Below are 23,346 nucleotides of genomic sequence, written 5' to 3'. Positions count from 1 at the left end.
AAAGCATCACCCCCTTTCATTTAATATCTGCAGTATGGACCGTCAGGGGATGTTTTGCAAGTAAGTTGCCTTACCTTAACGGTGCATTAAGCTTTATAAAATTAAAAGCCCTTTGAAAAGCATTGCATGCAGAATCTTTAGTTGGAAAACTGGCAGTAGTATTGACGTCACATGACAGGAATATTACAGAACACGGAAAATTATTTCATTCCAACGACAAAACAGGCATATTCCTTGTTTCTTAGGGACTATCCAGCTATAATCAACTTTGTAGTTAAGGAATGGTGGAAACGAGTTAGCAAGTTAGGGAATAAATTTCTTAACAAAGGCGCTAATTTCGGTTATACTATTGTTGCTTGATAAATTACATATATTATGTTTGGAGGAAGAAAAATTATGCAATCAAGTTTAAAGAAATCTCTTTACTTGGGTCTGGCTGCTTTAAGCTTTGCCTCAGTTGCTGCAGTCTCAACTACTGCCTCAGCTAAGTCATATGCTACTGCCGGTGCCTACACTACTTTGACCACTGACGCTACTACTCGTAACGTTGAAGCAACTGGTACTAACGCTTTATACACTAAGCCAGGTACTGTTAAGGGTGCTAAGGTAGTTGCTTCTAAAGCAACTATGGCTACGTTGGCTTCATCAAAGAAGTCAGCTAACTACTTCCGTGCTTACGGTGTTAAGACCACTAACCGTGGTTCAGTATACTACCGTGTAGTTACGATGGATGGTAAGTACCGTGGTTACGTTTACGGTGGTACTTCGGCTACTGCCTTTGCTGGTGGTATCAAGTCTGCTGCTACTACTACTGATGCTGCTTTGCCTACTCAAGTTAACAATTACTACATTGCTAACGCTTCAAAGAATACTATCTGGACTGCACCTAAGAACACGCAGTACAAGGCAAGCAAGGTTAACCTTCAAAACACGACTAGCAACGGTACTTGGAGCATTTCTAAGGCTGCAACTAAGACTCGTGAAGGTTCATTATACTACTACGTAACTTCAACCCAAGATCCTTCGGTTAGTGGTTGGATTTACGCCAAGGGCTTGACTACTACTGCTCCAGCAGCTGCAGCTACTGTTAACAACAGTATCACTGTTAAGTACGTTGATGCTAACTACAACACTGTTGGCACTGCTCAATCATGGGTAACTACTACTTCCGATACTAAGGAAAAGGGTAGCTTGTCTGCTGATGACTTAACTGCATTCAACAAGTTTGTTAATGGTGGGGCACCTACTGGTTACACCTTGACTAACACGTATGCTGCAACTTCTGCTACTTACGGTAGCACGGTTCAAGTTCAAGTGACTAAGGCTGCTACTTCTAAGGTAAGCTTTAAGGTTGTTGGTAACTCAACTACTGCACCTGCTGCCTTGACTGCTGCTGATCTTGCTGCTAACGCTTTCCCATCCTTGACTGTTGCTGAACAAAGCGCATTCACTGGGAAGACGACTGACAACATCGACATTTCTACTGCTGATGTATTTGCATCCGGTAAGTTGAACAAGTTGGTTGGTAAGACTTTGACTGACAAAGATGGTAACCAAACACACAACGTTTACACGTTCAGTGCTGCTGACACTAAGTCAGGTAACGCAACTGTTGTATTTGGTTCCCCTGTAACTGCTTACTACACTGTTGAAAGTGTTAAGGGCGCTGCTCCTACGACCGCTACTGACACTGGTAACACTGATTACCTTGGCTAATCTTTGATTAGTTTAAAAAGGACCCCTTTTGAGGGGTCCTTTTTTTGAACATTAAATTGAGATTAAATTGAGTTACAACCAACTTCAACTCGTTAGGATGACTTCAGAGGACCAATTCATTTTTAAATTGGTTCTCTTCTTTTGTAAAACTGAAGTTGGAAAATGTTTTTTTAAGAATTGACGCTTATTTTGAGCAATCTAGTCGGTCTATATTTGATGGTGCAATTACAAATTGGCTGTGATCAGGAATTTGTTTAACATTATACGTTGATTTTGAGTACCGTGATTTAAGCTTGTTTAAGTTTATCTAAATAGCGGTATTCTAAAATAAAATTTGGTATACTGAGTGACGTTATTAAAATAACTAATTTCAGAGGAGAAATGTAAATATGCAATCAAGTTTGGTAAAGACACTTTATCTTGGTTTAGCAGCATTGAGTTTAGGTGCAGTTGCAACGGTTTCTACAACTGCTCAAGCAGCTAGCAAGGCTAAGGTGGTTACGAGCAAGACTTTAACCACTGATGGTACAACGCGTAACGTTGAAGTTACGGGGAAAAACGCTTTGTACTCCAAGCCTGGTACGATTAAGGGTGCGAAGAAAGTTGCTTCTGTAACGACGATGAAGAAACTGGCTGCTTCTAAGAAGTCTGCTGATTACTTCCGTGCTTACTACATGAAGGTAACGAATAAGGGATCTGTTTACTACAAGATTGTTTCTATGAACGGTAAGTACCGTGGCTACATCTATGGTGGTAAGACGCAGGATGCTTTTGATGGTGGGATTGTTAAGGCTTCTACGACAACGGATCAGACTGCAACTAACACCATGGTTGGTAAGACTGTTTACTTTACTAATCCAGGCAAGTCTAATGTTACGTGGGATGCACCTCAATACACGCAATATAAGGCTTCTAAGCAAATTAAGAGTACGGCAAATTACGCTAATGATAGTTTGAAGGTTACTGCTGCTGCAACAAAAACGCGTGAAGGTTCACTTTACTACTACGTCGAAGACTCAGCTAACCCAGCTATCAGCGGCTGGATCTACTCAAGTGCTGTTACAACTTCTAAGAGTGACACAGCTAAAGCAGAAAACGGAATTACTTTTAACTTTGTCGATAAGTCATCTGGTACTAAGGTTTCTTCTGCTGTCTATGAGTTTGCCACTGGCACAGCTACTTTAAAGTTAGCAGATGCATATACGCAGGCTAAGGGGTTAGTTCCAACTGGCTACACAATCGCCGGTAAGGACGCTGCTTCTTCCTTTGGGTCAACTACCGCGACTTATGCTAAAAACTCTTCAGTGACCGTCTATGTGACTGCTAACGATGCTGTTTCTCTTGGGACGACCCTGAAGGTTTACAATTCAGACATGGACGCCGCACAATCATCATTGGCCTTTCCAGCTGATGTTCAAACCAAGATTAATGCTGATACATTCTTCAAACAAGCTAAGGGTAAGACTGCTTCAGCTGCTGACGTTGAGGCACATTTGCAGGCTGATGGTGCTGGATCATTCGTCGTAGTAACGAAGACAGCCAATGCTGATGGTACTTATGTAGCTTATCAGTACACCTTGAAGAGTGCTACTGATGGTACTTTTGGTGGAGCTAACTCAACCGTCTACTATACAGCAGTTAAAGGTTCAGTGAAGTCTACTACTACAACTTCAACTAGCGACTTTATTGCTGGCTAATTTTTCCGTGACAAAAAAGGACTGCGATTTTGGCAGTCCTTTTTAATATATGTTATTAAAGTTATGCGAACGTTGGTTAGTTCACCACACCTTCAAAAAGTGTTAAAATGGTGTGACAATTAATCATTATCGAAAATAATTAATAAACCCACTAACAAGTCGATTTCTTGCTAGTGGGTTTTTGAAATTCAGTGTCTATCGCCACTCATAGGTAGGCGTAATTGGGTGGGGATGTCCTGTTGTGACAAGTTTAAGTGCTGACACAACGTGGTGTATAAATCCTCAGCATAAATAAACACATCCAAATTGGTCACGTTTAGCCGTTGACAGAGAATCTGAATGACGGTGTCTGTGACGGGCAACTGGGCGGCTTCCATTTGCCAATAAGCCATGGGTGATAGTCGGTAGTAGAAGCTAGTGATCAGTAGGGGACACCACTCGATGCGTTCCCGCACGCAACGCAAAATATCCGCGTAGCTGTTCCGAGCCGCGGGGTCAGTCATCTTCACAACGGGATATGCCGTAGCGTACAGATCACTACTAGGCCACTTGAACTTGCTTTGACGGCGGTAGGTTTGGCCAGTGGCTTCTTTCGCCGTGATAACGGTGGTGATGGCCGCTTTTAAGTCGGGGGCCATTCGAAATTGCGCAACCTGATCCGCCGTTATTTGATAACAGTCGTAGATCAGCATTAGGGTGTCCGGGTCGGGGCACGTGATGTGGCCCCGTTCCAATTCAAGTAAGTACCAGGCCGGCAGATCGACCATGGCCAAGATTTCGTCGGGCATCGCGCCATCTGCTAAAATCAGTCGTATCTGACGGAGCGTTTCGCCCAACGGATGCCGATATTCTTGCATACGCACGTCGCCTCCTCATTACTTTGAGTATAGCAAGTTAACTAACAGATTGCATGAAATTTAGGTAATAATCCCGACCGGATTTATGAGAAAAATCGAATAAATCTGATATTAATATATTTATAGTTCGGGATAATTTTACTGATAGTTTCCACTGAAACCCATTAATATCCGCAAAATATAGACGATATAGTGTAAAAATTATTTTAAAAAAGCAGGCTGTCTTTCTTGCTATTATTCGGTTTTTGTGAGAATCTATAGCTGGGCAAACAAGGGGCCATGCTAAGTTATCACACACCTCAATCGTCCTGAGGAGGAGATAGTCGATGGCTAATTCGTTGACCCATGGTTTAACGGCGGAGTACCAGGAAAAGGTGGCCGCGACGCAGGTAGTCGATTTTACAAAGTTACAACCGGCGGACGTGGTAACTTTTGTCCCTGGTGATCAGGTCGAGATTGATTGGTCGACGCTCTTGTATTTGAAAAATTATAGTTCCAGCGACCGTGCCGCAGATACTGTCATTTGGACGACGGCTGGTTTTTATCGCACTGAGCGAACACCCCGTGCACTGATTCAGTCGTTGAGTAAGTGTGTTGGGGTCGACTGGTTTGATTGCCGCATGGAAAAGGACTTTTTGCAGCTGACAAGTCCGACGCCATTTGTGCTGGGTGATCTGCTACTGTTTGCAACGGAACGCTCTCAAATTGGCAAATACTATAGCTGGCTGAATGGCCGCTACCTGCAGAGTGTCAACACAACTGCCCGCAAAGAGGAGAGCCGGATCTCCTTGACAGTTAGGATGGAGATGATTATCCGGGACTCGACCACCCGCCTGAGCAAGAGCTGGGATGAAGTACTTCAAGTACAGCGGTCACGGCAAAGATGGGTTACGCAGTTCATGCAGACGCCACAGGCTGGCCCGCTGATTACACAGCCGGCCCGAGTGGATGAGCTGACCTACTGCCAATATTTTGCCAAGCAATTATTAACCGCTTACATGAAGAAGACTCAGCCTAAAGCTACCGGTGCGGTCGACGAAGAGGCCCTCTGGCAAGTTTTACGGGACGATCAACGTGGCATGGAGCCGCCGCTCGATTCCTGACGAATCCCCGTTAAACCAAGGCTGGCACCATTAAATATAAGTGATATAATAGCAAATTTGGCCAAGATGTGATTTGTTTATAATATAGTCGGTTATCTATGATAGGATAATTGGGGAGGGCCACTTAGTCGCTGTGACATTTAGCCATTAAGCGACCAATATGTATGATGACTATGTTAAAGACGAACTGGGGCCCACGGCATGGGTGTCAGTGGTCACGAGGAGGAAGAGTGTCATGATGGAAGCCAATAAACTGGCCGTGGACGTGGAGCGAATCCACCAACTGAATTCGCTGCTACGACCCTTTATTAAACGGCCCAGCACTGGAGATGCAATTACGTTTGAGCAGTACCGCATCTTACACGAGCTTGCGTCTGAGAAAATCAGCACGAGCGAACTGTCTCGTCGCCTAAACGTTGGGCAGTCGATGGTCTCCATTCAGATCAGTCGACTGTTGAACGGGGGGTTCATTCAAGATGAAACGCTGCCAACCGACCGGCGGTATCACGTTTTCCAGATTACGCCGCGGGGACGGCGCGTTGAAGAACACGTCAGCGATGTCTTGTCTGGCGAACTACCGGAGTTAATGCGGCAACTGGCAGGCATTATTGAGACGTCAGCAGAGTAGGAGTTCACGCCACACCGGATGACCGCGTAACAATACGCGACCAGTGATGATGACGTGAGACATGGCGAACGGGCCTGAGATGGAAGTTGTCTCAGGCCCGTTCGTTGTGTGGTGAAGAGAAGCAAATGCCAAAATACTTCTCGTCCTGGTTAGCAGGCGGAAGCCCTGGCAGCCGCAGTGCGACCAATTTGCGCTAATTTACTATTAATAATTAATAACAAAAAAATCAGCATCCACAAAGGGATACTGATCATTCAAACCATTATAAGAATTATTCAGCCGCTTCAAGTGGTTCTTCTTCGACTGGTTCTTTCAGGGGCTTACCTGCGGCGTCGACTAGTTGCAGCTCGCTTTGCCGGATGACAACTAGGTCGCCGAATGAATCAATCTTATCGGTTTCCTTCTTGTTCAGTTGTTTAGGCTCAACTTTAACTAGCGCGGAGTGTTCGTAAATTTTGGTGATAGTGCCGTAAAAAGAATCAGAGAAGAGTTCCGTTTTTTCACAAAACACCCGATTATTTTCGTGCAATGCCATAAGCAATCGTCCCCCATAAAAGTAATTTATAACAGAGTAAAGGTCGAGTGCCTAAAAGTCAAGGAAATTTCGTGAAAAACGTCAAAATGGTTAAAAGAATTCGCTAATTAGTTAATAAGCTGACGACTTAATGCCGCAATTGGTCAATTCGTGATTGCGTGGTGAAGGTCTGTAAAAGTTCAGCTTGCTTGGCGACTTGTGAAGAAAAGGCCGTCAGAAAGTCTAATTCCAGATCGGTTAATGGCCGTTGTTGCTGAGCAGCCGTCAATAGGGCGTTCAGGTCAGCAGTTAATTGCTGATTGCTGGCCTGGATTCGCGTGAAGGCATCGGTCGCCAGTAAACCAGTGGCGGCTGGTGCGCTAACGGTCGCTGACTTAGTCACAGCTGCTGCCGGTGTCACAGCCACGGTTGCGGTAGCCAGCGTTCTAGTAGGCGCTTCCGTGTTGGCGTCAAAATAATAGTAGACTTCGCGCGGCTTCAACGCGGCCTTCTTGATGCGCCGGTCGATTGACGGTGCGGCGGAGACGGCGCCCATGACGACTGAGGACGCAAAGCCCAAGGCCCCTAGCATTTGACGGAGCTTGACTGCCCGAATGCCGCGGATTCCGGGAAATTTGGTTGCGGAGACGACTTCCGTTTCTTGATCATCCTGTAACCACGTGATAATTTGTTGTCGAATCTTTGCTGCCTGACTGTTTTTGGTGTTTGCCATGTCAGTGCCTCCAGTGCATTAATTATTATCCAATTAATAATTGAATCTTCTAGTTATTAATATTGCGGCATTTCTCCCGGAAGTGCAAGGCAAAACGTTCAGAAATCATTTAAAATTCGGCGAGTTTTGGCCGCCCCTAATTTTTTCGGGGTAAGTATGGTACAATCAAAGTACATAGAGGACTTAATTCTGGTGATACCAAACGAAACGTGGTTTGGTGAGGCTGACATCACTGTGCGCATTTTTAGCTGATCATGGGTTTAACGGACCGTGGTTGTCGAAAGTCGCGGCGGTTGCCCTAAATCTTTGATCGCTTAAATGACGATATGAGGAAGGGACGCGCTGGCGGCTCTTCCTTTTTGTTTTAATTTGCCACGCACCAGTAAAAGTTTTAATCAATTTAGGAGTGAACAATTTTGCATATATTTAGAGATGAAAACGGGATTCGCCTGGTCGTTTCCCACCAACTCGGCCACTACGCCGTTCGTTTTGCGGATTATGCGCCAGAACAAGAATTCGTCAACTACGAACTCTCGCGTGACCGGCATGGCCGTTATCATCTGACCATTGAGAAGACGAACCTGACTGAACTTGACCAACCCGTCTTTAAGCAGGAATTGGTCTTCGGTGACCTGGGTGACAGCTTGACCCCAATCAAGGGTGTCACGTTGATGTTAATCTAACGACTTAAAGAAAGCACTGTGGCGTGACGCTGTGGTGCTTTTTGTTTTGGCTAAAAATGGCGGTGGGCCAGCTTCGGTCACATTAAGTGGTGTCCGTAGAAAATCGTTTGGCTTGCTAAATGTAACTGTGAGTATTACAGTATAACCGTAAACTAAAACGAAACGAGGGATTTTTCATGACAAATGTTGTAATTTTAGGTGCCAACGGGAATATTGCTAAGTTAGCCACGATTCAATTGCTAGAAAATTCGGAGAACCACTTAACGTTGTTCCTCCGTAATGCCAAGCGGTTAGCCAATGCTGCTAGTGATCGGGTGGATGTCGTCGATGGTGATGCCAGCAAGTCAGCCGACATCGAGGCCGCAATCAAGGGCGCCGACATCGTCTATGCCAACCTATCTGGTCGTAATATCGAAGCCGAAGCCAACGCGGTCGTGACCGCCATGGACGCTGCTCAGGTCAAGCGGTTGATCTGGATCTCCACGTTAGGCATTTACGATGAGGTGCCTGGCAAGTACGGTGAGTGGAACCATTCCATGCTGGATGGCGGCTACCTGGAGACCTACGCGGCCGCTGCTAAGGTGATCGAAGCATCCGACCTGGATTACACGATCATCCGGCCAGCCTGGCTCACTAACCACGATGAGGTGTCCTACGAGACCACGCAGAAGGGTGAGGCCTTCAAGGGGACCGAAGTCTCACGGAAGAGTATTGCCACGCTGGTCACTAGCCTGATTGCTGACCCAACGCAGGCTGTCCGTGAATCCCTAGGCGTCAACAAGCCGAATACCGATGGTGACAAGCCAGCTTGGTATTAGAAATAAGAATAAAAATTTTTCTTCCTATAAAGGCCTAAACTCCGGCATTTGGTCGTTGCCCATACCGAATTGACCGGACAAAAAGGGTGCAATTCGACCCGTTTCGCGGTATAATTATGGTGTGCGTGAGAAGAACTCCGCATAGGCTCGGGGGAGTAAAACCTTAATTTTGGAATCAATTTTATGACGCTCATTCTGTGAAACTTTTCCTCCAAACAAGAACCCATGGATTTGCCGGAAATTGATTCATATGTTGCGGAAATATCGTTAGCGGTCGTTTATCGCCAGCGGTATTTTTTTTGCATAAATTTATTAACAGACGAAGAACCGCGGTACGAGTGGACTTTGACTGCTGACTTAACTGGTAAAATAAAATATGTTCAAAAATGAGCAAAAAAGTTAAGTGTTTCTATTGCAAACGCTTACAGCTCATGGTACTATTATGTTGCGGAAAGGAATTAAGGGTTGTGATTCAAAGCTCCAGTTAATCTAGTTGATACAATGTTAATGAAACCAATTTCCGTTTTCAACGTAAGTTAGGTTTTACTAGTAAGTAGCACCGAGAAACTGAAAGATTTAATGACAACTCCGATAAACCTTCTAACGAACTCTGGTAAGAATCAAGTATCAAGTATCAGGTTTCTGGCAACAAGACAATTGAATAATGTTTTAGCTTAGTGCTTCAGGTAAGCATACTTGTTTTAAGACTTGTAAACAGTTCCAGGTAATAGCTAGAGCTCGGATGTTGCGTTAGCATGGTCGCACAAGGATTTCAAAAAGAATCGTTAAAGTGTCGATCAGTTGAGGTAATGAAGGAATTAAGATTTTGGAAACGTGCTGAAACGACAGTCTGAAATTACTCAGAATGAAAAAACGGCTGTGTCAGTCAGTGGGAATATCTAGTTATGAGGCGATTAAGAATTAAAATGATTACGAAACGGAAATTTAGTAATCACAACCTCCTTTCCGAGAGTTAGCGGACTTCAAGTGAGTTGTCATCCCATACTTGAAGCCCGTTTTTATGACGTAAGGAGCCTTAGTCGTTCGGGTCAACCGAGTCACTTGCCATTTTAAATAGGATTCGCTCAGAAACCGTTTGGTCATCTTCAAGGTGAGCTGGTAGGGCTACCAGCAACCATTTAGGGGGCGGCCAACGGAGATTATTTTTAAAGGTAAATCCTTTTAGCAAATAAAATGGAAAGTTCGGTGGCTGACGGACGGGTTAGTAGTTTGACAACCATTAACACCCGCAATGTTCGGAAATAGAGTTTTTACGATTTTCTTAAATCGGCCATTTACAGGGCGGTTCGGAAAAGGTATATTATTACTAGACCGAAAAAATATCGGGGCACTTCATTTTCCGATATTGACCTAAGGAGTGAGAAATGGTGGCCTTTCATCGCATCTTCGTGATCGATTTTGCTAGCTTGGGTCTGGGGGAAGCCCCGGACGCAAACCGCTTTCAATCGGTAGGCGCCGACACGCTGGGTCATGTGGCGGTTAGTTGGGCTGACAAACTAAATCTTCCAACATTACAGCAGTTAGGTCTTGGTAATATTCGGATTGACCACCCTTTGCCCGGGATTGACCCCGTGGACGCCCCAACCGGCTTCTTCGGTCGCCTGCACGTGAGCGCGCAGACCAACCGACGGGCAACCGGACTTCGTGAGATGTGGGACTACAACGGTGCCACACGAACGGAGAGCGTCTTCGACACCTTACCGGCTGCTGGTTACACGGTGACTGTTGCGGGGCCGTTTCTGAGTTATTTGGAGACCCAGTCCTTAGCAGAACGTGTTCAGTTGGGAGACAACAAGGATGCATTTCGGATCCTATATGACCGTCTTTCTCAGCCAGCTTCCGGATTGACCTACGTGTTGCTACCGGAATTCCGTTTTGCCGGTGAGCATCAAAACACGCAAGCGTTTGGGGAAGCACTGATGTTAGCGGATCGCTATTTAGCACAACTCGTGCATGACATGGGGGCCAACGATCTACTCATTATTACCGCGACCCATGCCGATGATCCAACCGTTGCGGTTACACCGACCCGCGAGTATTTGCCCTTGTTGGCTTACTCCCCGTCGCGACCGAGTACCCACGCGTTGGGAATTCGCCGGACGCTAGCCGATGTTGGCGCAACGGTCTTGGAAAACTTTGGCTTAGCGGGACACGCGGCCGGACATAGCTTTTTAAATGAAATTACGCAATAGGAGTTAACCTTGAAAGGGGGTGGGCAAGCATCAGTCTCAGGGGGTAACCGTTGGGTTGCAAAGGTCAGCGCACATCAGGAACCGTTTCATCAATTATTCACCGCTTAATTTCACCATTCCCTGGTGGCCGCTGAAATCCAACTGTTACGAACTGTTATCGTTCGTTCGTAACAGAAGTTATGCGTTACATAATTTCTGCATCAACATCGAGTCAACTTTTGTATGGCAAACGTCCATACATCAAAGAATAATATCGGAAAGAGGTATTTTGACCAATGCTAGTCGCAGTCAATATTTTAGGGGTAATTGTTTACCTCGCAATCGCTTTCTTGTTCTCAAAGAACAAGAAAAAAATCAACTGGAAGTCAACTGCCATTGTCTTAGTTCTTAACTTAGTCTTGGCTTGGTTCTTCACTAGTTTCTCACTCGGGCAAGACATCGTTAAGGGTGCCGCCGATGGTTTCAACTGGTTAGTTCAAGTGGCCTACCAAGGTATCGTCTTCGCCTTACCTAACTGGGTAACGCCTGACTATGGTGGTACTGCTAAGTCAATGAACTTCGTTACCAGTTCATTGCTTCCAATCTTATTAGTTGTTCCAATGTTTGATATCTTGACTTACATCGGGATTCTTCCTTGGATCATCAAGTGGGTTGGTCGTGGCCTTTCCTTCATTACTGGCCAACCTAAGTTCGAATCATTCTTCTCTGTTGAAATGATGTTCTTAGGTAACACTGAAGCCTTAGCCGTTTCACAATTACAATTAAAGAGCATGCGTAAGGAACGTAACTTGACCCTTGCCATGATGTCCATGTCATGTATCACTGCCTCCATTCTGGGTGCATATACCCAAATGGTTCCTGGTCAATTCGTATTGACGGCCGTTCCAATTAACATCTTGAACGCCATCATCGTGACCAACATGTTGAACCCTGTTGAAGTTGCTCCTGAAGAAGACACCATTGCGCGTATCGGTGGGTCTAACTCAGCTGCTGCTGAAGACGGCGACGTTGAAGATGACGGCAAGAAGGAACCATTCTTCTCATTCTTGGGTGACTCTATCTTGGGTGCCGGCCGTTTGATCTTAATCATCGCTGCTAACGTTATCGCCTTCGTTGCCTTAGCTGCCTTGATCGACAAGTTGCTTGGCTTGTTCAACCCATGGTTATCCTTGGAACATATCTTAGGGATCATCATGTTCCCATTTGCTTGGTTAATGGGTCTGAACGTCCACGACGCTTTCGGTTTTGCACAGTACATGGGTACTAAGCTGGTTACGAATGAATTCGTTGTTATGGGTAAGATTTCTTCAACCATCAACACCGGCGCATTCTCAGCTCACTACCGTGCCATCTTGACTGTCTTCTTGACTTCATTCGCTAACTTCTCAACTACTGGGATGATTATCGGTTGTTTCAAGGGGATCGTCGACCGTGAAAACAACGAACTTATTTCTAAGAACGTTGGTTACATGTTACTTTCCGGGATCTTGGTTTCCTTACTTTCTGCCGGGATCGTTGGTTTGTTCGTTTGGTAAAATGATTGCTCGCGGGTAACTGTGAGTTTTAAAATTGATAGCCCAGGGGCGTTTGCTTCCTGGGCTATCTGTGTCAAAAAATGCGGAACTGCCTCAGACTGGGGTGGGCCGCGATGGCCACTTCACTGGTGGCTTGCGGCTGACGGGATAACCCGTTCGGTCCGTACGGGTGCCGACCTTCCTTAGGGAGTGAAACCCAGCCGGGTGTTTGAGACCATCCGGTTGCAAAGCCCGTGAAGTCTGTGCGTCGAGAATTGGCGCACCGAAAGATAGGGATTTTTATGGATAAGCAACAAACGCAGGTGGACTTAGCCAATGACATGACGCTAAGAGAAGCGCTGCGACATAAGGATGTCGTCCGCAACGAACTGATCGCAGGTGTGACTGGCTTCTTCGCCATTTCATACATTATCATCGTGAATCCGCTGATTCTTAAAGACGCCGGGATTCCGACCGATTTAAGTGTCTTTGCTACCATCTTTTCGTCCGTGATTGGCTGTTTGATTATGGCCTTCTGGGCAAATGCACCGGTCATCTTGACTCCCGGAATGGGCGTCAACGCCTTCTTCACGTACACTATCGTCGTGAACATGGGTCTGAGTTGGCAAGAAGCGTTGGGAATCGCGGCGGTCGCCAGTTTCATTTACATGCTGATCGCCTTCACCAAGATTTCCACGATTCTTTCCGAGGCCATTCCGGAGTCGTTGAAGAGTGGGATAACTGCGGGGATTGGGCTCTTCCTGGTCGAAATTGGCCTGGAGAAAGCGGGCCTGATCGTCGCGGGGAAGTCCTCCTTGATTGTGTTGGGAGATTTGACCAAACCAACGCCGCTACTGGCACTCTTTGGCTTAGTCCTTAGCTTGATTCTGTTCATTCGGAAAATTAAGGGAAACTTCTTCATCGCGATTATCGCAACGAGTTTGCTGGCGTTTTTCTTAGGGGTCAAGGATTCCGACACGCCGACCGTTGATCTGGCGCGGCTGGGTCAATACCACAAGATCGTCTTCCAAAACGACTTCTCTAATTGGATGACGACGCCCTTTATCCTAGCCGCCTTCTCCATGACCATGATTTTGGTCTTTGAGTCGATGGGGCTGCTACAGGGGCTGTTGCCGAACCAGAAGAAGTTCAAGAAGACCTTCGAGGGAAGTTCAGTGACCACGTTCTTGTCGAGCTTCTTAGGGACCAGTCCTACTGTGGCTGCTGCCGAAAGTGCCTCGGGAATTGAAAGTGGGGGCCGGACCGGGATCATGGCTTTAACTGCCGCCGTTCTGTTCGCACTGTCACTGATCTTCGTGCCACTGCTGGCATACGTACCATCCGCCGCCATCGCGCCCGTGATTATTATTACCGGGGCGTTGATGATGGCTGCCATTGGCAACATTAAGATGGCTGATTTCTCTGAATGGTTCCCAGCTTTTCTGATCATTGTGCTGATTCCGTTCACGAACAGTATTTCGACCGGGCTAGCGTTTGGTTTCGTTTGCTACCCGATTATGAAGCTGGCTTTGGGCAAAGGAAAAGAATTGACCTGGCCAGTGTACTTGTTAGGTGTTTTGTTCCTACTCGACTTGGTCTTCAGTGCCATGCTCTAGTAGGAGCTTGACCCAGGGTTAAACGTAAGCGGTTACTGACCGCACTAAAAATTGAATTCATTTCATTGGGAGGAAATTAACATGACTATTAAAATTCTTATGGATACAGACCCAGGTATTGACGATGCAGCTGCTTTGACGATGGCAATCAACGACCCTAACATCGACTTAAAGTTGATCACTACGGTTGCTGGTAACGTGACTGTCGACAAGACCACCATCAACGCCTTGAAGATCGTTCGGTTCTTCAACCAAGACATTCCAGTTGCTTCAGGTGCCGAACAACCATTGTTCAAGGACTTCGAAGACGCAGCCCGGATTCACGGTGCTTCAGGGATGCCTGGCTACGAATTCCCAACTGATTTACCAACGCCATTGCACAAGACGGCCGTTGAAGCCTTACATGATGAAATCATGGCTAGTGCTGACCCAATCACGTTGGTTCCAACTGGTTCATACACGAACATTGCGTTGCTCTTCTCAGAATACCCAGAAGTTAAGAGCCACATCGACCGGATCGTTGCCATGGGTGGTGCTTTAGGTAAGGGTAACATGACCAGTGCCGCTGAATTCAACGTCTTCACCGACCCAGATGCAGCCGCTATCGTTTACAAGTCTGGTATTCCAATCGTGATGGTTGGCCTGGACATTACCATGAAGGCCCTCTTGACTCACGAAAGCATTCAAGAATTGCCAAAGATCAGCGAAACCGGGAAGATGTTGCATGACATCATCATTAACGATGGTGACAACAGCGACAGCGGTATCGCTATGCATGATGTGAACACTATCTTCTACCTGCTTCACCCAGAAGCAATCAAGACGGAAGACATGTGGATCGACGTTGTGACTGATGGCCCAGCTATCGGTGAAACTGTTGGTGATATCCGTGGTGCTTACCATGATGGCAAGACTAACGCCAAGGTTTCTGTCGACATCGACGCCGCAGCCTTCAACAAGTGGTTCCTTGAAGAAGTACGTGCCATTAAGAACTAGTTTTAAAAATTAAAATGAAGTCGCCCTCACTAGCAATGGTGGGGGCGATTTTTGTCTGAGATTGGACGGATAACTGTAAAATTTGACCGCATCATTGGCGGCGCCGAAAATCAACGAACCGCATGACTACTGAGACGCGGGCAAGTCTGTCGTCTGTGTAAAGAAACCTTTACATGTTCTGGAGCATTTTTATACAGAAATGACACACGGACTTGCTATGATGAGAACATATCAAGGGGAAGAGGATGATCGTATGTCTGCCATGGATACGGATACGTTGATCTTACTTATTATTACTTGGTTACCGATGTTATGGTTTTCCCGACCACCTAAGCATCCATAATGAATCCTCTGGTAGGCCGAACTGTGATTCGGTTACTAGGGACGGTTGAAATAGCGTTGCGGTTCCGCTGGGGGCTGTGGCGCTATTTTGTTTTGAGCCAAATAACGAGGTGAGTAGTATGGCCCAGCTAAGGATAAATCAGTACGATTTCTTAAAGCCGTCTTTTGCTCATCCTTTGCGGAAACTTTACAAGATGTTGACGCAGACCACACCAATAATTTACAAAACTTCGCTATGCTAGAACTAACTTAGTGATAGTAGGGTTTAACTGTCGCCGGGTGGACCGTTCCCGGGGACCATGAGTCTATTTTGATGGGGGCAACGGGGGCATGAATAAGTTTACAATTGTTCATTTATCAGATCCGCAATTAACGGCGCCGGCGCAGTCACCGCAGTATCATCAACAGATTGCGCCGATTGCTAAGTTACAACGTATTTTTGACGACATCGTGACCCATCAGGTAGAACCAGACCTGATTGTGGTGAGTGGTGACCTTTTACAGGGCGGAACTAGCGATGACTACGCACGGCTCCATACTTATTTCCAGCAGCAAGCACAGCGTGTCGGGGCACCCGTGCAGGTGATTCTAGGGGATCAAGACGACCGCGAAGCCTTCAATGTCGGGTATTTAGAGCAAAAACATCAGCCCTATTATGCCTATAAACAGGTGTATCAGAACATGGATTTTTACTTTTTGGATTCTAAATGGGAGCCCAACAAGGAGGCCGGCTGGTTAGAGCGCGAACAGCTCGACTGGCTGAACAAGAACCTCCATTTGGCCCCCCGTCGTCGGGCATTTATTTTCCTCCATCATCCGTTGGATACACCTGCATTACGGGGGATGCGCTATGCCATTCTCCAGAATAACCGGGAGTTGTTGGCGATTCTGCATGGGCACAACATTGGCGGAATTTTCACGGGTCATCTTCACTTTGGCGCGAGTTACTTGGTGGATAATTCAATTCCGGTGACTAGCGTGGGGTCGGCAACGACCTACATCGACTGCCAAGACCTGCACCGCCACGAGGTTCACGATGGGGTGAGCTACAATATCATTACCATTCAGCGGGGGATGGCCAGCGTCACCAGCCATCCGCTCTTCCTCGGCCAACCGGTAATTGATACGATCACCATTGGCAACACGGGCTTCGCCAAACACCGTCCCCGGTTAACCGGCCAGCACCGAACTAGCGATAGCGTCCCATTCTAAAAATGATAAATCACGTCATGGTCACCAATTCAATCGGTGACGATGGCGTTTTTTTAGGAATCGAATTCTTTTGGCGAATTTTGATAATGATATGGCATTTAAAACTAGCCAATTCAGCGGTACATAAAACAGTGATATGAGAGGCTCAATTTAAAATACAGAACACACCTAGCAGTCAATATTTGTTATGGCAGAGATCAATCAGAGCCGGAGGATGCCAGGGATGCAGCCGGCCGTGAAAATGGCGTTGGTCGGGGTTCTTTCCCGGCCTACACCATGGGCGACTTTGAAGACGCGTGTCTTTCGCGGCTTCAAATCGAGCGAGAAGCCCGCCCCACAGGCTGAAGCGTCCCCACAGCAGGCGGAATCCCTGGTAGCCGGAGCGCGGCCATTGAGCACTACCATTACCGCAATCTATCATTTAGCCAGACTAGTTTTGTCTACATCTAATTTAACTCCGGAATAAGCGTTTCATGTGACGCCGGTTTTCGATATAATAGGAAACGACGTCACAACGAAAACAATCGCACCCCGAAGGTCACAACCCGTGGTGGTTCGGTTGCGTTTCGCTAGTAAGTAAGGTAAAGTATAATCAAACGTGAAACAATTGTGTTTCACAGAAGTGAACTGGGAGAGTGTGTATGAATCCAGAAGAGTTTCGTGCCGCGCTAGCCACGCAGGGCATCCAATTAACCACAACGCAGGAACAACAATTCGCTGACTATTATCATTTCCTAGTTGCGACCAATGAACATGTTAATTTAACCACGATTACCGCGGAGCCCGATGTCTACTTGAAGCATTTCTACGACTCGTTGACCCCCGCTTTTTACGTGCCCGCTATGCGCACAGAGCCACTCAGCATCTGTGACGTGGGCGCCGGGGCCGGGTTCCCGTCATTACCGCTCAAAATCGTCTTTCCACAGCTCCAAGTGACCATCGTTGATTCCCTGAACAAGCGGATCACGTTCTTAAATGATCTCGCCGCTAAGCTCAACCTGACCGGGGTGGCCTTCCATCACGCGCGGGCCGAAGAATTCGGTGGCAAACGGGCCGCAACTCGTGAGAGCTATGACTTAGTCTTGGCGCGCGCCGTGGCCCGCATGTCCGTGTTAAGCGAACTGTGCTTGCCACTGGCCAAGGTCGGCGGTCAATTTGTCGCCTTGAAGGCTGCGCAAACGGAAAATGAACTGGCAGTCAGTCAAACGGCCATCACCACTTTGGGCGGTCAGCTCAAGGCGGACGAAGCCTTCAACCTACCAGTGTCCAATGATCCACGGCACATCGTGGTCATCGACAAAGTACGCAAGACGCCCAAGCGGTATCCGCGTAAAGCCGGCACACCCAACCGGGAGCCGTTAGAAGATTAATGGGATGGGGGTAAGATAATTGCCATTTTCATTATTTGGAAATAATCGGGAGAAGGCCACGCAACCGGCCCATCCCGTGAAACAAAACGTGGTGATGATTCCGGTCGCCCAAATCATTCCGAACCGCTTCCAACCACGGCAACGGTTTGACCCGACTGCCATCGCGGAGTTGGCCCAGACCATTGAAGAACACGGCCTCCTGCAACCTATCGTGTTGCGGGAGTACGAACCGGACCACTACGAAATCATTGCCGGTGAACGACGCTTCCGGGCCATTTCCAGTCTCAAATGGGAAACGGTACCCGCTATCATCGAGGTCATGAACGATGACGAGACAGCCTCCATGGCGTTGATTGAAAACCTCCAACGCGAAGAACTATCCGCCGTTGAAGAGGCGCACGCCTACCGCCAACTGATGGACTTAAACCACATGACGCAGGCGCAATTGGCCGAGGGTATCGGCAAGAGTCAGGGGTTCGTGGCCAACAAGCTGCGCCTTCTCAAGCTCAGTGAACCGGTACGCAACGCCATTTTGAATCGCCAGATCAGCGAACGCCATGGTCGTGCGTTGCTGGCGGTGCCGGCAGACCAGCAAGCCGAGTTCGTTAAAAAGATCGTTAACGATAAATTGACGGTCAAGGAGACCGAAGCGCTGATCACCAAGCAGCAGAAACCCAAGAAACACCGGCGGAAAGTCACCAAACACGGTGTTTCCGGCGATACCCGCGTGGCCGTCAATACCATTCGTCAATCGGTCAAGATGGTCACTGATGCGGGGATGGCGCTGACCACGAAGGAAGAAGAAACGCCCAACGGTTATCGCATTACAATTGACATTCCAAAAGAAAGCTAGAGGTGAAACGACATATGGGCTATATCATTGCTTTGGCCAACCAAAAAGGCGGCGTGGGTAAAACCACGACCGGCGTTAATCTGGGGGCTGCATTGGCGAGTGCCGGCAAACAAGTTTTGTTGGTCGATACCGATGCCCAAGGGAACGCAACCAGTGGGGTTGGTATTCAAAAGGCCACCATTGAACGCGAAGTTTACGACGTTTTGGTCAACGAAACGCCGATTCAAGAGGCCATTATCCACACGGAACACCCGGGATTGGATATCGTTCCCGCAACCATCCAGCTTTCCGGTGCTGAAATCGAGTTAACGCCAATGATGGCGCGGGAAACGCGGTTAAAGGCGGCGTTGGATGAAGTCCGCGACACCTACGACTATATTTTAATCGACTGTCCGCCTTCGTTAGGCTTACTGACGATCAACGCGTTCACGGCCGCCGATTCCATTTTGATTCCCGTTCAGAGCGAGTATTACGCGCTGGAAGGGCTGACGCAATTATTGAATACGGTCAAGTTGGTTCAGAAACACTTTAACCGCGACCTGAAGATCGAAGGCGTGCTGTTGACGTTGTATGACGCCCGCACGAACCTCGGTAAGCAGGTCAACGAAGAAGTGAAGAAGTATTTCCAAAACAAGGTTTACGCCACGATTATTCCGCGCAACGTTCAGTTAGCGGAGGCACCGAGTCACGGCATGCCGATCATTGATTATGCGCCGAAGTCTAAGGGCGCCGAAGTTTACACCGAACTCGCAAAGGAAGTGCTAGCTGCCCATGGCAAGTAAGAAAGAGAAAAGTTTAGGTCGGGGAATTGATGCGCTGTTTGCTGAAAATGGCGTGGACGCCGGTGAAGAGACCGTCGTTGACTTGACGTTGGCTGACATTCGGCCCAACCCTTATCAACCCCGGCAGAAGTTTGATACTAAAGGCTTGAATGATCTCGCGGCTTCCATCGAGAAGACCGGGGTCTTTCAACCGATCATCGTCCGTCAACCTGACAAACAGATTCAACGTTACGAGATTCTTGCTGGCGAACGGCGTTTCCGGGCGTCGAAGATTGCCGGAAAGAGTACCATTCCGGGCATTATCCGGGAGGTTACCGAAGAACAAATGATGGAAATTGCGGTCCTAGAAAACTTACAACGAGAAGACCTGACGCCTTTGGAAGAGGCCGAAGCCTACGATACGTTGATGACCAAATTGACGTTGACGCAAGCTCAAGTTTCCGAACGCTTAGGGAAGAGTCGGCCTTACATCGCCAACTACCTGCGTTTGCTCGGCCTGCCTAAAGCCGTCAAGGACATGCTGCAACGCAACGAATTGTCCATGGGGCAAGCGCGGACGTTACTTTCCTTGAAGGACAAGACCAAGTTGGTCGCCTTAGCGAAGCGCGCCGTCAGCGAAGGCATGACCGTCCGGGCCGTTGAAGCCGAGGTCAACAAGCTGAATGGTGCTGCCAAGAAGCTCGCCAAGAAACCCGCCAAGAAGAAGTCACCATTCCTGCGATCAACCGAAAACCAGCTGCAGGAACGCTTCGGCACGCAAGTTTCAATCAACGAAGGCAACAAGGATCATCAAGGACACATTGAGATCGAATATCTGTCGAACGATGATCTGAACCGGATCTTAGACCTGCTGAATATCCAGTCGGACTAGCACCGGCCGTCAGCCCTGAAGGAGGACCTGCCATGTATGATTTAGGTGATTTGGTTGAAATGAAGAAGCCGCACCCTTGTGGCACGAACCGCTGGGAGATTACCCGGATGGGTGCGGACATCAAGATTAAGTGTACGAATTGCGGCCACGTGGTCATGTTGTCACGCCGCGAGTTTGAGAAGAAATTAAAAAAGGTATTGGTGCACCAAGCCGATGCCGATAAATAGAAAGAGTGAATAATTGCTATGTCATTAACTGCAGGAATCGTTGGTCTGCCGAACGTCGGCAAGTCAACTCTATTTAACGCGATTACCAAGGCCGGTGCCGAAATGGCGAACTATCCTTTCGCCACGATCGACCCGAACGTCGGGATGGTTGAAGTCCCAGACAGTCGCTTGGACCGGATTCAAGCTTTGATTCCAGCCAAGAAGGTCGTGCCAACGACGTTTGAATTTACCGACATTGCCGGGATCGTCAAGGGTGCCAGCAAGGGTGAAGGTCTAGGGAACCAATTCCTGGAAAATATTCGCCAAGTCGACGCCATCGTTCACGTTGTGCGGGCGTTTGACGACGATAACATCACCCATGTTTCCGGTAAAATCGACCCAATCGACGACATCGAGACCATCAACTTGGAACTCGGCTTGTCCGACCTGGAAGCCGTTAACAAGCGGTTGGCTAAGGTTGAACGGGCTGCCAAGGGGAGCGACAAGGAAGCCAAAGCCGAATTGGCCGTCTTGGAAAAGATCAAGCCAGTCCTCGAAAATGGTGGCGCTGTGCGGTCCATCGACTTTGACGAAGACGAAGCCCCAATCGTGAAGGGCCTCTTCTTACTGACGTCCAAGCCAGTCCTGTACGTGGCCAACATTGCTGAAGACGACATGGCTGACCCCGAAGACTCCAAGTACTTCGGTGCCATCAAGGACTACGCCGCTAAGGAAGGCGCCGAAGCCATTGCCGTTGCCGCCGAAGCCGAAGAAGAAATTGCCCAGTTGGATGACGACGAGAAGCAAGACTTCTTGGAAGCTGAAGGCGTTGAGGAACCTGGTTTGAACCGGCTTATTCGGGCCTCATACCACCTCTTAGGCCTGCAAACGTTCTTCACGGCTGGTGGTAAGGAAACGCGTGCCTGGACGTTTAAGACCGGCACGAAGGCCCCACAAGCAGCCGGGATCATTCACTCCGACTTTGAACGTGGATTTATCCGTGCCGAAGTGATGGCCTTTGATGATTTAGACCAATACGAGTCCGAAGCTGCTGTTAAGGAAGCCGGCAAGCTACGGGTCGAAGGTAAAGATTACGTGATGGAAGACGGCGACATCGTCGAATTCCGCTTCAACGTTTAGAAGGGAAACAGATAAATGAGTGATAACAAAAAGCAACCGCGTAACGCGGGCGTTCACCAAAAACGCAATGATGTTGCGGCGAACGAACGGGCGGTCTTCGACAACGTTGGGTTAACCAAGCGAAATGCCGATTACATGTTCCGTTTCAACCGGGCCTTAGACAAGACCAAGCTCTCGCCTGAAAAGAAGGCCGAAGCCGTGCAAAACATGGTCAATGAATTAGTTGAAGGCCAAAAGAGTGGGAAGACCGCCAAGAACCTTTACGGCGACATCGACGGCCAAGTTAAATTGGTCGTGGAAGGCCCACAACATCCTGATGCCGTTATCGGGGGGCCAGATTACTGGCCAAACATGGCGTACAACGCTTTGACGTTCTTCATGATCTTCAACTTGATGTTTGGGTTGATGTACCTCTTCAGTCCTAAATTACTGCAGACGAGCAGTCCAGTTGGGATTACGGCCATCTTGGTCAGTGCCTTGGTTGCCGGTTTCATTTTGCCGATCATGCCACGGATGTTCGATCCCAAGATCAAGCACAAGTACAATGGCTGGATTCGTGCGCTGTTCGTACTGTTAGGGTTCGTGGTCTGGATGTTGCTGTTCTACGCAGCCCAACTCCTGCCACCAATCATCAACCCGGTCATCGGGGCTTGGCCAAGTATCATTCTTGGCGTTTTAGCCATCGTCGCCATGTTCTTGATGCGCCGTCGCTACCCAATTCGTGGGGGCTTCTTCGGGTAGAACTTACCTTGGTCGTCTCCGGCTGGCGGGAACTCCACCCTGTGAGGCAGACCTGGGGCCTGAGAAACGGTCCCCAGGGCGACTTGAAGCCTCCGAAAGCGAGTCTTCAAGTGCGGCCTCTCCTCTAAGGCTGAGAAAATCGCTCAGTCTAAGAGGACCGACACGGGGTTCCGTTCCCGCCATCCTGCGACTTGGGTTGGTTTGACCCACATTTAAATTTGATATATTGGGCATCGTCTGAGTTTTCCATTTGGAGAATTCTGGCGATGCCTTTTTGGTTCGAATTAATTTTTAAATGACCATATTTAAAATTTCGTGAGCATATTTGTTTCTCCTGAAAAACAAATATGCTATCATCAGAGCATAAGACACGATTTGGAAATTGGGTGTAGTGAGTAATGACTGAACCAGATGAAATTCGTAAGGTTGTATCTAGTATAAAAGCTAGACGCAATGATTGGATTATTTCTGAGCGAAGAAAAAATGATACACTTCCTCGTATGTTGGCAATTCCTAAATCAGAAATTTTAGATATAATTTTTAATGTCCTAAATTGGCGAGATTACAGTTCTGGACCAGAGGATGATAAAAATAAGATTCCTGGTAATATCTGGATTTTCGGACTAACAATCTCAGAGATTGATTGCTATTTAAAATTTCAGGATAGACCAAGTGGTGTCATAGTCTGGATTTCAGTGCATCCAGCAGAGTATCCAATGCGATTGCCATTTAGGTGAAAAA

General features: G+C 47.7%; 22 protein-coding genes. 19 read left to right on the top strand and 3 right to left on the bottom strand.

All coding sequences use genetic code 11. From position 1 onward, the window contains the following. Nucleotides 1–396 precede the first annotated feature (396 nt). Nucleotides 397–1,716 carry an S-layer protein gene (locus JUF10_RS01095; protein ID WP_203640408.1) on the top strand — a complete coding sequence of 440 codons (1,320 nt, stop codon included), beginning with the start codon at nt 397–399 and terminating at the stop codon, nt 1,714–1,716. 389 nt (nt 1,717–2,105) lie between these two features. After that, nucleotides 2,106–3,413 carry a hypothetical protein gene (locus JUF10_RS01090; RefSeq protein WP_203640407.1) on the top strand — a complete coding sequence of 436 codons (1,308 nt, stop codon included), beginning with the start codon at nt 2,106–2,108 and terminating at the stop codon, nt 3,411–3,413. Nucleotides 3,414–3,601: 188 nt separating this feature from the next. On the opposite strand, the gene JUF10_RS01085 is transcribed toward JUF10_RS01090, so the two are convergent. Next, nucleotides 3,602–4,270, bottom strand: coding sequence for a hypothetical protein (locus JUF10_RS01085; RefSeq protein WP_203640406.1), 669 nt, complete (start codon nt 4,268–4,270; stop codon nt 3,602–3,604). 326 nt (nt 4,271–4,596) lie between these two features. On the opposite strand from JUF10_RS01085, the gene JUF10_RS01080 reads away from it, so the two are divergent. Further along, nucleotides 4,597–5,373, top strand: coding sequence for a hypothetical protein (locus JUF10_RS01080; RefSeq protein ID WP_203640405.1), 777 nt, complete (start codon nt 4,597–4,599; stop codon nt 5,371–5,373). Nucleotides 5,374–5,608: 235 nt separating this feature from the next. Further along, nucleotides 5,609–6,001: a MarR family winged helix-turn-helix transcriptional regulator gene (locus JUF10_RS01075; RefSeq protein WP_203640404.1), complete on the top strand. Its 393-nt coding sequence runs from the start codon at nt 5,609–5,611 to the stop codon at nt 5,999–6,001. Nucleotides 6,002–6,272: 271 nt separating this feature from the next. Here the strand turns inward: JUF10_RS01075 and JUF10_RS01070 are convergent, their stop codons facing one another. Together JUF10_RS01070 and JUF10_RS01065 are read right to left on the bottom strand one after the other, a co-directional pair. After that, nucleotides 6,273–6,536, bottom strand: coding sequence for a hypothetical protein (locus tag JUF10_RS01070; protein WP_203640403.1), 264 nt, complete (start codon nt 6,534–6,536; stop codon nt 6,273–6,275). A 127-nt stretch (nt 6,537–6,663) separates the two neighbouring features. Further along, nucleotides 6,664–7,248, bottom strand: a complete 585-nt coding sequence (locus JUF10_RS01065) for a hypothetical protein (protein WP_203640402.1) — start codon at nt 7,246–7,248, stop codon at nt 6,664–6,666. 416 nt (nt 7,249–7,664) lie between these two features. On the opposite strand from JUF10_RS01065, the gene JUF10_RS01060 reads away from it, so the two are divergent. From JUF10_RS01060 to JUF10_RS00990, 15 genes are all read left to right on the top strand, one after another. Continuing rightward, nucleotides 7,665–7,931, top strand: a complete 267-nt coding sequence (locus JUF10_RS01060; protein WP_203640401.1) for a hypothetical protein — start codon at nt 7,665–7,667, stop codon at nt 7,929–7,931. A gap of 176 nt (nt 7,932–8,107) precedes the next feature. Further along, nucleotides 8,108–8,749, top strand: a complete 642-nt coding sequence (locus JUF10_RS01055) for an SDR family oxidoreductase (protein WP_203640400.1) — start codon at nt 8,108–8,110, stop codon at nt 8,747–8,749. Nucleotides 8,750–10,134: 1,385 nt separating this feature from the next. Next, the gene (locus tag JUF10_RS01050) at nt 10,135–10,962 is read left to right on the top strand and encodes an alkaline phosphatase family protein (protein ID WP_236008124.1); all 828 of its coding nucleotides are present in this window, start codon (nt 10,135–10,137) and stop codon (nt 10,960–10,962) included. Between the two features lie 275 nt (nt 10,963–11,237). Next, nucleotides 11,238–12,497, top strand: coding sequence for a NupC/NupG family nucleoside CNT transporter (locus JUF10_RS01045; RefSeq protein ID WP_203640399.1), 1,260 nt, complete (start codon nt 11,238–11,240; stop codon nt 12,495–12,497). A 281-nt stretch (nt 12,498–12,778) separates the two neighbouring features. Then, entirely contained in the window at nt 12,779–14,092 is a 1,314-nt protein-coding gene (locus JUF10_RS01040) for an NCS2 family permease (RefSeq protein WP_203640398.1), read from the top strand. An 81-nt stretch (nt 14,093–14,173) separates the two neighbouring features. Beyond that, the gene (rihC, locus tag JUF10_RS01035; RefSeq protein WP_203640397.1) at nt 14,174–15,088 is read left to right on the top strand and encodes a ribonucleoside hydrolase RihC; all 915 of its coding nucleotides are present in this window, start codon (nt 14,174–14,176) and stop codon (nt 15,086–15,088) included. Nucleotides 15,089–15,760: 672 nt separating this feature from the next. Next, a complete protein-coding gene (locus tag JUF10_RS01030; protein WP_203640396.1) occupies nt 15,761–16,642 on the top strand; it encodes a metallophosphoesterase family protein in 882 nt (293 codons plus the stop codon). 641 nt (nt 16,643–17,283) lie between these two features. Next, nucleotides 17,284–18,012, top strand: coding sequence for a 16S rRNA (guanine(527)-N(7))-methyltransferase RsmG (gene rsmG, locus JUF10_RS01025; protein ID WP_203640395.1), 729 nt, complete (start codon nt 17,284–17,286; stop codon nt 18,010–18,012). 19 nt (nt 18,013–18,031) lie between these two features. After that, complete coding sequence (gene noc / locus JUF10_RS01020) at nt 18,032–18,865, top strand: nucleoid occlusion protein (RefSeq protein WP_236008123.1); 834 nt, start codon at nt 18,032–18,034, stop codon at nt 18,863–18,865. A 14-nt stretch (nt 18,866–18,879) separates the two neighbouring features. Then, nucleotides 18,880–19,647: a ParA family protein gene (locus JUF10_RS01015; RefSeq protein WP_203640394.1), complete on the top strand. Its 768-nt coding sequence runs from the start codon at nt 18,880–18,882 to the stop codon at nt 19,645–19,647. Beyond that, on the top strand, nt 19,637–20,518 hold the full coding sequence (locus tag JUF10_RS01010; protein ID WP_048732993.1) for a ParB/RepB/Spo0J family partition protein: 882 nt from the start codon (nt 19,637–19,639) through the stop codon (nt 20,516–20,518). Before JUF10_RS01015 ends, JUF10_RS01010 begins: the two co-directional genes overlap by 11 nt. A 32-nt stretch (nt 20,519–20,550) precedes the next feature. After that, a complete protein-coding gene (locus JUF10_RS01005) occupies nt 20,551–20,745 on the top strand; it encodes a DUF951 domain-containing protein (RefSeq protein WP_048732991.1) in 195 nt (64 codons plus the stop codon). An 18-nt stretch (nt 20,746–20,763) separates the two neighbouring features. Further along, nucleotides 20,764–21,864, top strand: coding sequence for a redox-regulated ATPase YchF (gene ychF, locus JUF10_RS01000; RefSeq protein WP_203640393.1), 1,101 nt, complete (start codon nt 20,764–20,766; stop codon nt 21,862–21,864). 15 nt (nt 21,865–21,879) lie between these two features. Then, nucleotides 21,880–22,605, top strand: a complete 726-nt coding sequence (locus JUF10_RS00995) for a DUF1129 domain-containing protein (RefSeq protein WP_203640392.1) — start codon at nt 21,880–21,882, stop codon at nt 22,603–22,605. Nucleotides 22,606–23,003: 398 nt separating this feature from the next. Further along, entirely contained in the window at nt 23,004–23,342 is a 339-nt protein-coding gene (locus JUF10_RS00990; protein ID WP_203640391.1) for a hypothetical protein, read from the top strand. The last annotated feature ends 4 nt before the right edge of the window (nt 23,343–23,346 follow it).

The organism is Levilactobacillus andaensis, assembly GCF_016861695.1.
Lineage (GTDB): Bacteria > Bacillota > Bacilli > Lactobacillales > Lactobacillaceae > Levilactobacillus > Levilactobacillus andaensis.
This window is presented reverse-complemented; position numbering and strand designations above follow the sequence as displayed.